The sequence below is a fragment of the Vibrio sp. zbq_1 genome, from assembly GCF_043102935.1.
GTDB lineage: Bacteria > Pseudomonadota > Gammaproteobacteria > Enterobacterales > Vibrionaceae > Vibrio > Vibrio parahaemolyticus.
The window spans coordinates 117,472-132,642 of sequence record NZ_JBICJH010000009.1 but is presented as its reverse complement, the minus strand read 5'-3'; the positions used below and the strand labels follow the sequence as shown (position 1 = coordinate 132,642).

Here is a 15,171-nt window from a genome sequence, read left to right as displayed (position 1 = left end):
TTTCTCTCGTGTGTAAAAGAGAAACTGTCAAAGCACTACTTTGTTTGTTGTTATTTCCTAAGCAGTACAATTTCAATTAAAGAAGCAAAGAAAAGAGCATAGAAGTTCATATCACTTACCATACCCCCCGAAATAAATAGCGAATAGCTTAGAAACCGCCATTCCTTCGAGGAATTAAGCGGCCTAAGCTCAAATAGAGGCTTCTGAATGAGTAGTTTTTTTATTTTCAGATAGCGCTTTTACTTTCTTATAAGTCTATTTTTTATTAAATAACGTTATGCTATTTAAACTCTGACTTTGTTTTTATATTAGAATAAATTAAATTACTAATATGATAATGAAAATTAGGAAAACCACATTTCCAAAACCTTCAAATTGTTTGTTTTTTAATCCAAAACGCCAAGCCAACGTGTTCAAGGCGTAGGATATAATCATAAATCACACGCTTGTGGCAATAGTTATTAATATAATTTCCAACTGTCCCGATGACTCATTTTTCGCAATTTTATTTATAAAAACGCTCAACAATTCTTTCACATTGAATTGGCTATTTCTATTCACATTTAATAAATTAGATAGCGCTAATAAAATGTAACCGATTACTTTTTTGTTTCTATTTCTATAGGAAAAAGTCTTAAATCCACTTTCTGACTTCCCTCTCTGAATATATATTTCTGCTCATTTTGGGCGATAATTTGACCTTGAGAATAGAGTTTCCCTATCACTTTCATTTCTCCTTTCCCAGCTTGAATTGGCGCAATAAGAAAAGAATATTGAACTGGTAACTGAACACCTTGATATTGCTGAGAAGCAACAGTAAAGCATTGATTTTCAAAAGCCTGACACATCTCCACCTCTATATAGGTCGAAACTGGAGGATGGTATCCTTCGACAGAAATCCACCCATAAACATTCGCTTGGCTCTGAACGGAAAATGGCTGTGCAGTCCCCACGGATTGAGCGCATCCAGTCAATAACATTAAACCGATAAGACCGGCCCACTTACTGCTTTTCATTTAGGCTCCCATAAATTATTTTTATCGTCTTATTATGATTTATTTTTACACAACTTCTTATGTGTACGTTTAAATTTTCGGCTTATATTTATTCTACAGATGGACAGCAATAACGCTCCACGTACAACACGTAATTAACATAGTATTTAATTTTTAAGATAACACAATTCTAATTCTTCATCGCTTGTCGATATAAACCAAAATTTCACCATAATAGAATTTAATAACCGTTAATCTTTATATGCACCAGCACTCACTTGTAAGATTAGAAGCAAGGTGTCAATTCTGGGTTTCCGGCCAAAATATAATAACTAACAACCAAAATTGATAAACACGTCCCACGATATCGAATATGTTTCCCGATAAAATTCTCAAAAGGACTGTTTCTATGTCAGCACGCCAAACTATCGATGAGGTTTTACAGAAGTTTGCTCATCAAATAGGCTTGCCTGAACTGCATTTGACGGACAATGAACTAAGCTTAGCTTTTGATGATCACTTGAAGGTTCATTTCATCTTTCATCCAGAAACGAATACGCTGCAACTGGAAGCGGAAATTGTTGGATTACAAATTGTCAATTCTGATCTTTATCGTTCTTTTTTGGCGTTCAATTACCATTGGCCAGAACACCAATTATTTTTCAGTTTAGATAATCATAGGCACGTACTGTGTTTGAATAAACTGATTGGCATCGAGCAATTGGATTATGAATATTTTGAAAATGCGTTGGCGGAATTGTTGACGCAAAGCGAGTCATGGGAATCGTTGCTATCTGCTCACGTAGTGGCCGAAGAGACGCCTGCTATGCCTCAAAGTTTAGATCTGAGAGTTTAGGTGTCTTATGTCTAATGACATCCAATCTGCACGCAACAGCCAACCCATTCACGGATTGGAGCAAGTAGAGCGACGTGAACTTGTGCCACAAGGAACGTTTCAAGGTCGCAAAGTGACCCTTCTCTCTTCATCAGAAAACAAACAGGCACGCATGAGCTCAAAGCGAGAACTGAGTGAATTTTTAAACCAGTTCGCGAGTCTTGAATCTTGCAATCAAGTCTTGGATTTTGAAAAGCCAACTGGATTTGAGAAGCAAAGCGCTGCTATCGAAAAGCTTTTTGAGCGAAAGATAGATGTGATTGCTCGAAGCGAAAAGTAAACACAAGTTATCACGCACGCACAGCTCCCTTCTGTGGTTTAATGAATGCCAATAAAAAAACCCCGAATAACCGGGGTTTTGAGTTCGTATTTAGCTTAAGATGTCAAGCTTAGAAAAAGCCTAAGGGGTCAATGCTGTAGCTAATCAGTAAGTTCTTAGTATTCTGGTAGTGATCCAGCATCATCTTGTGCGTTTCACGCCCGATCCCCGATTTCTTGTAGCCACCAAACGCTGCGTGTGCAGGGTAAGCGTGGTAACAGTTGATCCAAATTCGACCAGCTTCGATATTACGGCCCATGCGATATGCCACGTTTGCATCACGCGTCCAAACACCTGCACCTAAGCCATATTCCGTGTCGTTCGCAATTTCCAGTGCTTCCGCTTCATCTTTGAACTTAGTGATAGCAATCACTGGGCCAAAGATTTCTTCTTGGAAGATTCGCATCTTGTTGTGGCCTTCCAGCATTGTTGGCTGAATGTAGTACCCTTCACTGATTGACTCTGGCTGTTCAGACACGCCACCACCAAAGACCACTTTTGCGCCTTCTTCACGGCCGATTTCTAGGTAACTTAAAATCTTATCAAACTGTTCTTGAGAAGCCTGAGCACCAACTTGAGTATCGGTATCTAGCGGGTTACCTTGCTTGATTAACTGCGCACGTTCCGTCAATTTCTCTACGAACTTATCGTAAATCGCTTCATGAACCAGCACGCGAGATGGACAGGTACAAACTTCGCCTTGGTTGAAGAAACCAAGTAACGTACCTTCAATACACTTATCGAGATACTCATCTTCGTAGTCGAAAATATCTGAGAAGTAGATGTTTGGAGATTTACCACCCAACTCAACTGTCGATGGGATCAAGTTGTCTGCCGCACATTTTAGAATGTGATTGCCAACTTGTGTTGAGCCCGTAAACGCGAGTTTTGCAATGCGGTTGCTGGTTGCTAACGCTTGGCCTGCTTCTGAACCAAAGCCGTTTACAACGTTGATGACGCCCGGAGGAAGTAGATCACCGATTTTTTCCATCAAAACCAAAATCGACGTTGGCGTTTGCTCTGCTGGCTTCAATACCACACAACAACCCGCCGCAAGTGCCGGTGCCAGTTTCCAAGCCGCCATGAGCATTGGGAAGTTCCAAGGGATGATTTGACCAACTACGCCAATCGGCTCTGGGAAGTGATAGCTTGCCGTGTGCTCATCCAACTCCGCCGCACTGCCTTCTTGTGCGCGAATACAACCCGCAAAGTAACGGAAATGATCCACCACTAAAGGCAAGTCCGCCGCCAAGGTTTCACGAACTGGTTTGCCGTTTTCCCATGTTTCTGCAACCGCAAGTTCTTCTAAATGCTGTTCAATACGGTCTGCGATTTTCAGCAAGATGTTCGAACGTTCGGTCACACTGGTTTTCGCCCACTTTGCTTTGATGTTGTGTGCTGCATCCAATGCTAAGTTGATATCTGCCTCGCCAGAACGGGCAACTTTACAATACGCTTGCCCGTTGATTGGTGAGATATTGTCAAAGTACTCACCACCCGTTGGTTTTACCCATTCCCCACCGATAAAATTATCGTAATGCGATTTGAAATTAACGATGGCATTTTCACTACCTGGCTGTGCATAGATCATAACTCTTCCTTTTGTTTCTCGTTCATTAACGACAGTGTCGTATCGCACTGTTCACAAAGAGCATTACGCAAGTCACACGCCAACTACGCCACACTTGTTGTTAATTAAATGTAAAACTATGATTACCAAGCGATAACAAACCAAGTGAGCGATGTTTGAGCGGATGTATGGTGTGAACACCAATGTTCAAGTGTTCCAAAATGGCACACCCTCACTGTGACAAAATGGTACAGTCATGGAACTTCAACACATTAGCGATAACAACTGGCTTTCTACGTCATGGATCCGAAGTGAACAGGCGGGTTTAAAACAGCGTCGACGCCCTGAAGATATTCGAGTGACACCAGCGACACTTCAAGATAGGCGTCACCAACTCAACTTCTTATTGGAAACCGTCACCCAGTTTGCTCTCCCGCTGTTTAATCAGCTTTTTGCTCACAGTGACAGCCGCTTAATTCTGACGGATGCCGACGGCGTTATCATCGGCAGTTGGGGGCAACCTAAGTTCCGCGAAAAGTTGACCGAAATAGCGCTGAGTTCGGGGGCGTGTTGGCAAGAAAAGGTCAAAGGCACCAACGCGATTGGGACTGCGATAATTGAAGCAAAACCGGTCTCTGTCATCGGCGATCAACACTTTATCCAACACCATCGTTTTATTAGCTGCTCGGCCAATCCTATTTTCGATCATCTTGGTCATTTGATTGGCGTATTAGATATCACCAGCGAGCAAAAGAAACATGACTTCTCAACGCAGGTGCTGGTACAAAACATGGTGCAGCAGGTTGAAAATCAATTGCTTAACTTGATTCCACAAGGGCATATTCGTGTGGATTTGGCGTGTGAGAAAGGCTTACTGAACAGTGGGTGGCAAGGGATTATCATCGCCAATGAAGATGGACAGATTCTTGCGCACAACCAAGTTGCTTCTCAGCTCCTCTCGCAACAAAACGTCATCGGGCAATCGCTCGAACACATTCTTTCTATCCAGAGTGCCGACCATCCTTTCGTGTTCAAAACAAAGCCGCTGACCGACAAAAAAGTGAAGTCTCGTTCCGTTACCGCTTCCAATGATCTGCATTATGGTGATTCCACTGTCGAGCATTGCTGGCAACAAGCCAATCGCGTTATCGATAAAGACATCAGTTTACTGATTCTCGGAGAAACTGGGGTCGGTAAAAATGAGTTTGTAAAAGCGCTACATAAAAACAGCCAGAGAAAAACGGGCCCTTTGGTTTCCGTCAACTGTGGCGCACTACCGAAAGATTTGGTTGAGTCCGAATTGTTTGGCTACGTCGCTGGTGCATTTACTGGCGCAAACAGCAAAGGCTATCAGGGTAAAATTCGTCAGGCTCATAAAGGGATTTTATTTCTGGATGAAATCGCCGACTTACCGTTAGAAGCTCAAAGCCGCTTGCTTCATGTGCTTCAAGATAAGACTGTACTTCCCGTTGGTTCAAACCAAAGTGTTCAAGTCGATACGCAAATCATCGCGGCCACGCATAAGGATCTCGATAGCTTGGTTAGCGAAGGATTGTTCCGTCAAGATTTATACTATCGTCTCAATGGTTTGATCATCGAATTGCCTCGCTTTGAAGAACGAGATGATAAGCAACAACTGATCGAGAATATCCATCGGCGTCATGCTAAATCTGAACAACAACTCTGTCCTCACCTACTTTCTCTGCTGCTTTCTTACTCTTGGCCAGGAAACCTGCGAGAACTCGATAGTTTAATCAAAGTATCCGCGTTAATGGCGCAAGGTGAAGAAACGTTGGAGCTCGCTCACGTACCGACTCACCTGAGTAAGAAGCTCAGCCAAGCTCAAGACGTAACAACCGCTGCAGAGCCAACATTAAAACTGCGTGCAACCGTCGAAGACAAACTGCTTAAAACATATCAAGCAAATCAGGGCAACATCAGTAAAACCTCTCGTATGCTTGGCGTGAGTCGAAATACGATTTATAGAAAGCTGAAAAGCCTCGGCATATTGGGTTAATCCATAACCTCAGATACAAAAAGAGCACCTTTGCGGTGCTCTTTCTATTTGAAACCTAGCTTACAGGCCGCCTTGTTGTTGCGCCTGTTTTACTAATGCCTGACGTTGAGTTTCCTTCTCAGAGATCACTTGGTTGTCCTTGTGTATTTCCTGATCCAATTCTGCCGGAATGAAAACAAAGTACTTGTTAAGAGTCATCTTAGAACCTCAATTTGTTGTGTTAATCACCTTCTTGGTCAACATAAACAACACCAGAAAAACACGTTTTACTGGATCCTTGTTGCTGGTTTCAAAAAATAAAGGATGTTCATTTATTAAACATCCTCCATGTGGGTGCTAATTATAGGCGTAGTTCAAAGGCTTACCTAGCACTCTTTTTCGCCTTTCTTGCAACCTTAGTTTCATTCTCAAAACTGATGCAATCACACATATTCAATAAAGTATTGTTAAACAAAGAAAAGTGATTTTCGATTCTATAAATCAACAGGATGAGAAGCACTTCCCATGCACCTTATAAAATTAAGGCAGGCGACGTTTCAAATTACAAATTCATGCAAAACAATCACTGGCCTGTGTAGTAAAATTCTTTTGACGTGATAATCAAATAAGCTCATATCGCTGCAACTTCATCCACAAATTTGTCTACCAGTTCAATATTTCACCTTTTTTGAGAAATCTTTAGCCACTTTTTTGGGTGAAAATGCAAAGAAAGGAAGACAATCTAAATGTGGAATATGACCACACTTGTCTATCCCCACTCCGCTTTGGGAGGCGTTTATGAAAAGTAACAAACTTGGCCATGTGATGTCTTTCAGCAGAATGTTTTCCTTCATTGCGTTTTTGACGGCCACATTCGCATGGATTCTCAGCATGTATGCCCTATTCACTGTTTCTGTAGTGGCTCTTGTGGTCAGCGCAATTCTCTACCTCAAAGACAGGTTCTATCAAAACAAGAAAACGACCACAGAAAAGAGCGCCTAGGCGCTCTTTTCTATTGAATATTATTGTCCTTTGACTTGATATAGTAATCAATCCGTTCTAACTCGTGAAAATAGCCATACATACCAATACGGTTAATCTCTGGTTCTAAGCAGTATTTTTCTTCTTTTACCATAGCCTCTACAAACATGCCACTTGATGCAATCGTGAAAGGCGGACATTCCAAATAACCGTGAATCTCTGCGATATTTTGTAGCCGTCCAAATTCCCAAACTCTTCCGGGAATTGCAACTAGCAAAGCAACGACGGTCGCATAACCCACCCATTTTATCGATATACTAGAAGCTTTAGAAATAACACTAGAAGCAACAAAAATAGTTAAGGCTGGTGTTAAAATCAAACCACTAATACTAATTACATGAGATGTTGTTAAATATATGACTGGGAAGTTGTTGCTTATTTGATGTTGTAGAGACTCCAGCGTGAAATACTCATACAAGCGGTAACTTGAGTACGCACCCAATAGAATACTAATTATTAAAACCAAAGCTGAATGTACCGGGTGCTTCTGTTCTCTCATAAGAAAATAGCCTTGGTGGTTGGGTGCTGGAGTTGACTTATAGATTTACGCCTAACGATATCTCCGTTGATATCATCAATTGCTTGTTTGTCCATCTTTTCAAAGTACTCGTCTATAGCTGCAATAGCCTTTTCTTTCAATTCTAACTTTCCTTCCAAAGAACTTAGCACCTCTCCTACGACTAAAGCGGTAACAATACCAACTCCAATAGGTAATAACACTACTCCTGTTACACCAATAACATAAGCCCCCGCTAAGTAGCCAACAGTAGCAGAAATTGAAGCCTTTAAGACATCTGAACCAATATTTACAATCCAATTACTGAACAAATAATCTTTTTTAAATGCTAGCTCCAAAGTTCGATAGGGAACTGAATAAATAATCGTCAAAAACACTCCACCTTTAGCGCTTGCTTTCAATCCAGCTTGACCTATTCCTAACGCCAAGATGTTAGCATTGTTCAAAAGATACCGTGTACCTTTTACTATGCTTCTGAGTCTATGATTACCTTTAAAAGTGATGTAACTTTTAGAACCATTCCTAGTTATCTCATATTTTCCAATTATTGCCCCTCCCTTATGCAGGTCTTCTGCAAGTATATAGAATGCAGTAACATCATGTAATAGACTTCCTCTTGAGCTAACAAACTCAGCGACTTTCATTGATATCGCAAGATCTTTAATTTGTTCTTCATTTAATCCTTTGAATTTTTTTTCAAAGACCCAAAGATCAACTAGACCTTTACTCTCTAGTACATATACATCGACTTCATTTTCTGCCACTTTTTTTAAACAACTATCCCTTTTAACTTTATTTCTCTTGCTCAAACATTGAAATTTATCTGCGGTCATGGCCATTCTTCCTTAGATTTTTTAATTTGGAATATTTTAATCTCGAGGAAAAAAGCTGCTTTCCAATTTCTGAGAAGTGCGTGACGAATCAACGTTTGATGTAACTTTTAAATCTACCAATATCTCAATATCTTACAGACACAAAAAAGGATGCCACTTAGGCATCCTTTTATATTCAGTCGGTTTACTTAAAACGATTATACGTCGTAAGTTGTAGACGCTGTGTTACCGCCTGTACCTGTCCAGTTAGTGTGGAAGAATTCACCACGCTCACGGTCGATACGCTCGTAAGTGTGAGCACCGAAGTAGTCACGTTGAGCTTGCAGTAGGTTCGCAGGTAGACGAGCTGTTGTGTAACCGTCTAGGAACGTTAGTGCAGAAGTCGTACATGGCATTGGGATGCCTGCTTCTAGAGACTTAGCTGCAACTTTACGCCATGCTACTAGGCTATTTTGTAGGATACCTTTGAAGTAATCATCAGAGCCTAGGAATGCTAGTTCTGGGTTTGCTTCGTATGCATCACGGATGTTGCCTAGGAACGCAGAACGGATGATACAACCACCACGCCACATAAGAGCAACGTTACCGTAGTTTAGGTCCCAACCGTTCTCGTTTGATGCTTCGCGCATTAGCATAAAGCCTTGAGCGTAAGAGATGATCTTAGACGCTAGTAGCGCTTGACGTAGTGCGTCAACCCACTCTTGCTTGTCACCTTCTACTGGCGTGATTGTCTTACCGAACAGTTTCTCAGCTTCAACACGTTGATCTTTTAGTGCAGATAGGCAACGAGAGAATACTGACTCAGAGATAAGCGTTAGTGGAATACCTAGGTCTAGTGCGTTGATACCCGTCCATTTACCTGTACCTTTTTGGCCAGCAGTGTCTAGGATTTTTTCAACTAGAGGTTCACCATCTTCGTCTTTGTAGCCAAGGATGTCAGCCGTGATTTCAACTAGGTAGCTATTTAGCTCAGTGTTGTTCCACTCAGCGAATACCGCTTGCATTTCATCTGCAGACATACCAAGGCCGTCTTTCATGAACTGGTAAGCTTCAGTGATCAGCTGCATGTCGCCGTATTCGATGCCGTTGTGAACCATCTTAACGAAGTGACCTGCACCATCGTTACCAACCCAATCACAACAAGGCTCGCCAGCGTCAGTTTTCGCAGAAATACCTTGGAAGATAGGCTTAACTGCTTCCCAAGCTTCTGGAGCGCCGCCAGGCATGATAGATGGGCCAAAACGTGCACCTTCTTCACCACCAGATACGCCGGTACCGATGAAGTGGATGCCTTTTTCGCGTAGTGCTGCAACGCGACGGTTTGTATCTGGGTAGTTCGTGTTACCACCGTCGATGATGATGTCGCCTTTGTCTAGTAGAGGGACTAGAGCGTCGATGAATTTATCGACAACGTCACCTGCGCGAACCATTAGCATCACTTTACGTGGCGTTTCTAGCTTCTCTACTAGTTCTTCTAGAGAGTATGCACCGATGATGTTCGTGCCTTTCGCTGGTCCTTCCAGAAACTCGTCTACTTTGGCAGCAGTACGGTTGTGAGCTACCACTTTAAAACCGTGGTCATTCATGTTTAGGATAAGGTTTTGACCCATTACTGCTAGGCCAATTACACCGATATCACCTTTCATTGTTTCTCTCCAATTGTCTTTCATTGACGAGCAAGCGCATTAAGCGATTTTTGCTGCTGCGTCCAAATCTAAATACCATTCCGTCAGACCCGCTTTTGCATGGATCTTCGCCGCCGGATATGGAAGTACGTTAGCTGGTGAACTGTTGATTTCTTCAACAATGTCCGCTTTACCCGCGCCAAGTACTAAATAACTAATGCGTTTCGCAGCTTCTAATACGCGTGCGGTTTTCGACACACGAAGTTGGCCCGACTCAGGATGCGCAGCTACAAGAGATAGGTTCGCATCATCATAATTCGTTTGGCCAGGGAACAGAGAAGCTGTGTGACCATCTGCACCAACGCCTAATAAGATCCAGTCAAACACAGGTGTACCGTTTTCAGTCGGGATCACCTCTGCCATCTCTTTTGCAAAGCGCTCTGCTTCTGCATTAGGCTCATCTTCGCCGCGGATACGGTGAATGTTTTCCGCAGGAATATTTACTTGGCTAAACAGCAATGTGTTTGCTTCACCGTAGTTGCTTTCTGCATCATCAGGAGCCACGCAGCGTTCATCACCCCACCAGAAGTGAAGGTTTTGCCACTGAATCGAAGTTGCGTAAGTCTCAGAAGCCAATAGCTTAAACAGCATTTTAGGAGTGCTGCCGCCAGAAAGAGAGATGTGAACAGGTCGGCCCATTTCGCTGAACGCTTTCATGTCGTTAGCTAGGCTTTCTACTACCTGCTCCGCAGTTTGATAGATCTTATGGTTGATCATAGTTCACAGTAGTCCGTATCTGTTAGGTTTTTACATGGGAAACGCCAAGCGCGGTTGTCACGCTGAAGCAAGTCATCAGACTCTTTAGGACCCCATGTACCACATGCGTATCCGAAGAGTGATTGAGGATCTTGTTTGAAGTCTAAAATTGGCTGAACGTACTGCCAACATGCTTCAACTGCATCGCTACGTGCAAATAGCGTCGCATCGCCATTTAGAGCATCAAGTAGAAGACGCTCGTACGCAGTTAGCATTTGAGTCTCTTGCAGATCTGCGTAGTGGAAGTTCATTTTCACTTCCTTCGCTTTAAAGCCTGCACCTGGTTCTTTCAAACCGAAGCTCATCTGAATGCCTTCGTCTGGCTGAATACGAATGATCAGTTTGTTTTCCGGCGCATTTTGGCCAAACACTGGGTGCGGTGTTTGTTTAAAGTGAATAACCACTTCAGTAACGCGAGTCGGAAGACGCTTGCCAGTGCGCACATAAAAAGGTACACCATTCCAACGCCAGTTGTTGATGTAAGCTTTTAGACCAATGTACGTCTCAGTACGAGAATCGTCCGCTACGCCGTTTTCTTCACGGTAACCCGGAAGGTGTTGGCCGCGCACGTCTGATGCAGTGTACTGACCAAGTACAAGATCGTTACGTAGTGCTGTTTCATCCAGTGGTTTTAGGCATTGAAGCACTTTCACCACTTCATCACGCATTGAATCTGCGTTGATTTGTGCTGGTGGTTCCATACCGACCATTGCCAATACTTGTAGCAAGTGGTTTTGGAACATGTCGCGTACAGCGCCAGAGTTGTCGTAGTAACCACCACGCTCTTCTACGCCTAGGAATTCAGCGCCTGTGATTTCCACGTAATCAATGAAGTTACGATTCCAAAGCGGTTCAAACATCGCGTTAGAGAAACGGAAAACAAGCAGGTTTTGAACCGTCTCTTTACCTAGATAATGGTCGATACGGTAGATTTGATGTTCTTGGAAGTGCTCGTGAATCTCTTTATCCAACGTGCGTGCTGACTCGAGGTCGTAACCGAACGGTTTCTCGATGATCAGACGTTTCCAGCCATCTTCCTCATTGTTCAAACCATGTGCTGCAAGGCTTGCAGGGATCACACTGTATAGGCTTGGAGGTGTAGCTAGGTAGAAAAGCGTATTACGTTGTTCGAATTGATATTCGTCGGCAAGTTGGTCTAAACGTGTTGCCAGCTTGCTGTAATCTTGCGTGTCAGAAGTGTTAATTGCTTGGTAATGCAGATGGTTGATAAATGCATCAAGCGTTTCTGGCTCGGTTTTTTCCATTTCTTGAAGCGATTTTTTCAGCTTCTCGCGGTAGGACTCGTCACTGTATTCAGTACGACTTACGCCAAGAATGGCAAAACTCTCTGGAAGCTGCTTGTTCGCATAAAGGTGGTATAAAGCAGGAATGAGCTTACGGTATGTAAGGTCACCTGAAGCACCAAAAATAACGATGCTGCTGTTTTCTGGTATTACCATCATCTTTCCCTTAAAAACGAGGTACTTATTGTGTGCCCGGATACGGCTAAAGGATGAGCCAACCCTATCAATGACACTCAAAAATAGAAAATTGGTCTTACCTATTACGTTGATAGGTAAAGTCTATAGGCCCAAAGAACCTCAAGAAGTTGCGCTCCTAATCATCAGAAACACGACGTTTTGAGGCCATTTAGGTCACTTATGTCTCAAGAGCACAACCTTGCGCTCAGTGGAGGAAAGTCCGACACGGGGCAGTATTGTCTACGACTATTTGATTTACATCAACACTTGGCTGTGCAAACGTTTAAATAACTTGCTTAAAACATCATAAATGTTTGTATTTTATGGATAAAAAAAGTAACACTTAAGTTAGTTAAAATTTAAGCAAAAACTCTAATTCGGACAAAAATCACCCACCCTTGCAATCCATTACATAATAAGTGTGAAATAAGCCAAATCTATTTCCTCCGTGCAAATGTGTTAATCCGATTTGTTTTCATGGGACGAATCACTACTACGCCCTCATCTGTCAAAAACAACTTCATCAACCTTTTCTTTTAAAGATTATTTTTAGCTGATACAAAAAAGCGGTGACTAAAAATCACCGCTTTAACTGTTTTACACTCAAAATACGATCTGGGTTCGCTTTTTGTTACCGTATCACTTTTTTATAACAACGTTCCGGACGCCCAACCGTGCCGTAGTTTAGATCCGCTTCTAGTTCACCCGAGCTGATCAAATATTCTAAATAACGTCTTGCCGTGGTTCGGCTAGCGCCAATCTTTTCTCCTGCTTCATCAGCCGTTAGCGCGGCTTCCCCAACAAACAAGTCACGAATTTTATCGAGCGTTACGCTATCTATCCCTTTAGGCAAGCGTTTAGGGCAACTGTCCGTTCCTGTATTTGATTGCAACATGCGGTCAACCAAACCTTGATCGAGGCTTTTCGCGACATCCAGCTGTTGGCGCTGAGTGATGTATTTTTTAAGTGCCGTTTCCAAGCGTGGGAACATGACGGGTTTTAACAGATAATCCACCACACCTCCGCGCATCGCTTGCTGTAGTGTGTCGACATCCCGAGCCGCGGTAATCAAAATCACATCACAAGTTTGATTGTTCGAGCGCAGCGTATTTAGTATCTCCAACCCTGTACCATCCGGCAGATAAACATCCATCAAAAGCAGATCTGGCTTGAGCACTTCGAGCTGCATTTCCGCTTCTAATCGCGTCGTTGCAATGCCAACCACATCCAACCCTGCCAATTGGCTCAGGTATTTGTGGTGTAATTCAGCAATGGCAATGTCATCTTCAATGATCATCACTCGCGTTGCCATGTTCATACTTGTTCTTCCTTTGGCAAATACACGGTTATTCGAGTTCCATATTCTGTGTTTGGTAGCATTTCAACATGCCCGTGATAGCGGGTCGCTAATTGGTTCACTAGGTGCAAACCTACCCCTCTATTTTGTCGAGATTTTGTCGAAATGCCTTTTTTGAAAAGGGTTTGAGGTTCAATGTTCTCTGGCAACCCACATCCGTGATCGCTGACTTCTAAAATCACTTCGTTGCCGTAATCGCTAACCGAGACTTCGATGTTTCGACGCTCTGATGCAACGTTGGATTCATTGCGAATAACGCTCAAAGTCGCATCAAACGCATTGTCGATCAAGTTACCTAAAATGGTGACCAGATCTTCCGAATTTAACCATTCAGAAAGCGGCTCCAAGCGACTGCCCTCCTCGACCACCAGCTGCAAACCCAGTTCTCGTGCTCGCTCTGTTTTTCCCAACAACATACCCGCAATAAGCGGATCTTTTATGGTATCTCGCAAAAACTCGATCATGGCTTGATAATGGGCGGTTTCTTGTCCGATGAGCTTTTGCACAGCCTCAAGCTCACCCATTTGTACTAACCCACTGATCGTATTGAGCTTGTTTCTATGCTCGTGAGTTTGAGAACGCAACAAGTCCGCATATTCTTTGGTTTGCGAGAGCTGCTCCGTAAGCTCATTGATCTCGTCGCGCAAGCGAAAACTTGATACTGCCCCGACAATCTTTCCTTCCACAAAGATGGGTGAGCGGTTCGCAATTAACCGCTTATGATTAAGGAAAATTTCAATGTCGTGATCTTCTTGACCCGTTTCAAGAACGGTATATAAGTCGCTGTCGCGTAATGTATCCGTAAGCGGTTTGTTGAGCGCCTTATCTCTGTCAATGCCGAGAATCTGGCAAGCACTGCGGTTGATGGAACGAAGCACACCTTGTGCGTCAATGCTGAGTACACCTTCTTTGATAGTGCTCATGGTGACTTCCAGTTCACCATACAGACGGCCGATCTCTTCTGGTTCGAAGCCTAAAATCGCGCGCTGGAATTTTCGAGACGCGTAATTGGACACCACGGCATTTGCAACCACTACGACGACAACCATCAAAATTAAAAAAGCGAGGAATGGCTCAATGCGATCTTGGAGCCTGTCGAGCAAATACCCCACCGACACCACACCAATGATGTTACCTTGTGCGTCGAATATCGCCGCTTTACCGCGGACGGAATAGCCCAAAGAACCGCGAGCTGTAGACACATAGGACTGACCTTCGACCAGAGCTCGTTGGTTGTCTCCCCCTTTCATAGGCTTACCAATTCGCTCATCTACCGGATGAATTAAGCGCACGCCTTGGTTATCCCCAATCACAATAAAGGCCGCACCAATCGCTTTAGTGAGTGCGCGGAAGGACTCTTGATAAGGTTCTGGCTGCTGAGCTTCCACCATCTTAATGACGATTTCAGACTCTGCGAGGAAACGGGCAACACCGAGTGCCTTTTCACCCATTTCGTGTTCTTGATTGACTTTGAGGTAGGTAAAACCTGCGGCGACGAGCAGAAGTAACTCGATCAAGCCCGAGAGCGTCATAATGACCAGCATGCGCTTTCTAAAGCTGATGGTTCTCCAACTCATGGTACATCCTTACCGTTAACCCACTTCCACGTCACTGTGGTGTTGTTCTAAGTTAACATCGAGTTAACAGCAAGGCTTAGATCAGATGATAAATCTGTGAACACGGCAAACAAAGCGTGACTTTTATGGTGAATTAATAGGCGGCGTGA

General features: G+C 43.3%; 14 protein-coding genes. 4 read left to right on the top strand and 10 right to left on the bottom strand.

Features of this window, described 5'->3' with window-relative positions:
• Positions 1-599 precede the first annotated feature (599 nt).
• Positions 600-1,016 carry a YscW family type III secretion system pilotin gene (locus ACF8CV_RS06720; RefSeq protein WP_025570191.1) on the bottom strand — a complete coding sequence of 139 codons (417 nt, stop codon included), beginning with the start codon at positions 1,014-1,016 and terminating at the stop codon, positions 600-602.
• Between the two features lie 388 nt (positions 1,017-1,404).
• Here ACF8CV_RS06720 and exsC point away from each other — a divergent pair, with 388 nt between their 5' ends.
• Both exsC and exsE2 read left to right on the top strand, forming a co-directional pair.
• The gene (gene exsC / locus ACF8CV_RS06715) at positions 1,405-1,851 is read left to right on the top strand and encodes a type III secretion system regulatory chaperone ExsC (RefSeq protein ID WP_005464682.1); all 447 of its coding nucleotides are present in this window, start codon (positions 1,405-1,407) and stop codon (positions 1,849-1,851) included.
• Positions 1,852-1,858: 7 nt separating this feature from the next.
• Positions 1,859-2,170 (top strand): T3SS regulon translocated regulator ExsE2, encoded by a 312-nt coding sequence (gene exsE2 / locus ACF8CV_RS06710; RefSeq protein ID WP_025515913.1) that lies wholly within the window; start codon positions 1,859-1,861, stop codon positions 2,168-2,170.
• Positions 2,171-2,279: 109 nt separating this feature from the next.
• On the opposite strand, the gene ACF8CV_RS06705 is transcribed toward exsE2, so the two are convergent.
• Positions 2,280-3,800, bottom strand: a complete 1,521-nt coding sequence (locus tag ACF8CV_RS06705) for an aldehyde dehydrogenase family protein (protein ID WP_025523922.1) — start codon at positions 3,798-3,800, stop codon at positions 2,280-2,282.
• A 235-nt stretch (positions 3,801-4,035) separates the two neighbouring features.
• Between ACF8CV_RS06705 and ACF8CV_RS06700 the strand changes: the two genes are divergently transcribed.
• Positions 4,036-5,796 (top strand): sigma-54-dependent Fis family transcriptional regulator, encoded by a 1,761-nt coding sequence (locus tag ACF8CV_RS06700; RefSeq protein WP_138937514.1) that lies wholly within the window; start codon positions 4,036-4,038, stop codon positions 5,794-5,796.
• A gap of 60 nt (positions 5,797-5,856) precedes the next feature.
• Here the strand turns inward: ACF8CV_RS06700 and ACF8CV_RS06695 are convergent, their stop codons facing one another.
• Positions 5,857-5,994, bottom strand: a complete 138-nt coding sequence (locus ACF8CV_RS06695; protein WP_005464410.1) for a hypothetical protein — start codon at positions 5,992-5,994, stop codon at positions 5,857-5,859.
• 579 nt (positions 5,995-6,573) lie between these two features.
• On the opposite strand from ACF8CV_RS06695, the gene ACF8CV_RS06690 reads away from it, so the two are divergent.
• Entirely contained in the window at positions 6,574-6,777 is a 204-nt protein-coding gene (locus ACF8CV_RS06690) for a hypothetical protein (RefSeq protein ID WP_005464314.1), read from the top strand.
• Between the two features lie 10 nt (positions 6,778-6,787).
• On the opposite strand, the gene ACF8CV_RS06685 is transcribed toward ACF8CV_RS06690, so the two are convergent.
• The 7 genes from ACF8CV_RS06685 to ACF8CV_RS06655 form a co-directional block, all read right to left on the bottom strand.
• Positions 6,788-7,315, bottom strand: coding sequence for a hypothetical protein (locus tag ACF8CV_RS06685; protein ID WP_023623559.1), 528 nt, complete (start codon positions 7,313-7,315; stop codon positions 6,788-6,790).
• The gene (locus tag ACF8CV_RS06680; RefSeq protein ID WP_015296823.1) at positions 7,312-8,166 is read right to left on the bottom strand and encodes a hypothetical protein; all 855 of its coding nucleotides are present in this window, start codon (positions 8,164-8,166) and stop codon (positions 7,312-7,314) included. Before ACF8CV_RS06680 ends, ACF8CV_RS06685 begins: the two co-directional genes overlap by 4 nt.
• A 197-nt stretch (positions 8,167-8,363) precedes the next feature.
• Positions 8,364-9,812 carry a decarboxylating NADP(+)-dependent phosphogluconate dehydrogenase gene (gene gnd / locus ACF8CV_RS06675; protein ID WP_015296824.1) on the bottom strand — a complete coding sequence of 483 codons (1,449 nt, stop codon included), beginning with the start codon at positions 9,810-9,812 and terminating at the stop codon, positions 8,364-8,366.
• A 39-nt stretch (positions 9,813-9,851) separates the two neighbouring features.
• Positions 9,852-10,568 carry a 6-phosphogluconolactonase gene (pgl, locus tag ACF8CV_RS06670; protein ID WP_047726102.1) on the bottom strand — a complete coding sequence of 239 codons (717 nt, stop codon included), beginning with the start codon at positions 10,566-10,568 and terminating at the stop codon, positions 9,852-9,854.
• A complete protein-coding gene (gene zwf / locus ACF8CV_RS06665) occupies positions 10,565-12,067 on the bottom strand; it encodes a glucose-6-phosphate dehydrogenase (protein WP_005500460.1) in 1,503 nt (500 codons plus the stop codon). Before zwf ends, pgl begins: the two co-directional genes overlap by 4 nt.
• Before the next feature lie 652 nt (positions 12,068-12,719).
• On the bottom strand, positions 12,720-13,406 hold the full coding sequence (locus tag ACF8CV_RS06660) for a response regulator (protein ID WP_005464372.1): 687 nt from the start codon (positions 13,404-13,406) through the stop codon (positions 12,720-12,722).
• The gene (locus tag ACF8CV_RS06655; RefSeq protein ID WP_140132572.1) at positions 13,403-15,022 is read right to left on the bottom strand and encodes a sensor histidine kinase; all 1,620 of its coding nucleotides are present in this window, start codon (positions 15,020-15,022) and stop codon (positions 13,403-13,405) included. Before ACF8CV_RS06655 ends, ACF8CV_RS06660 begins: the two co-directional genes overlap by 4 nt.
• Positions 15,023-15,171: the final 149 nt, after the last annotated feature.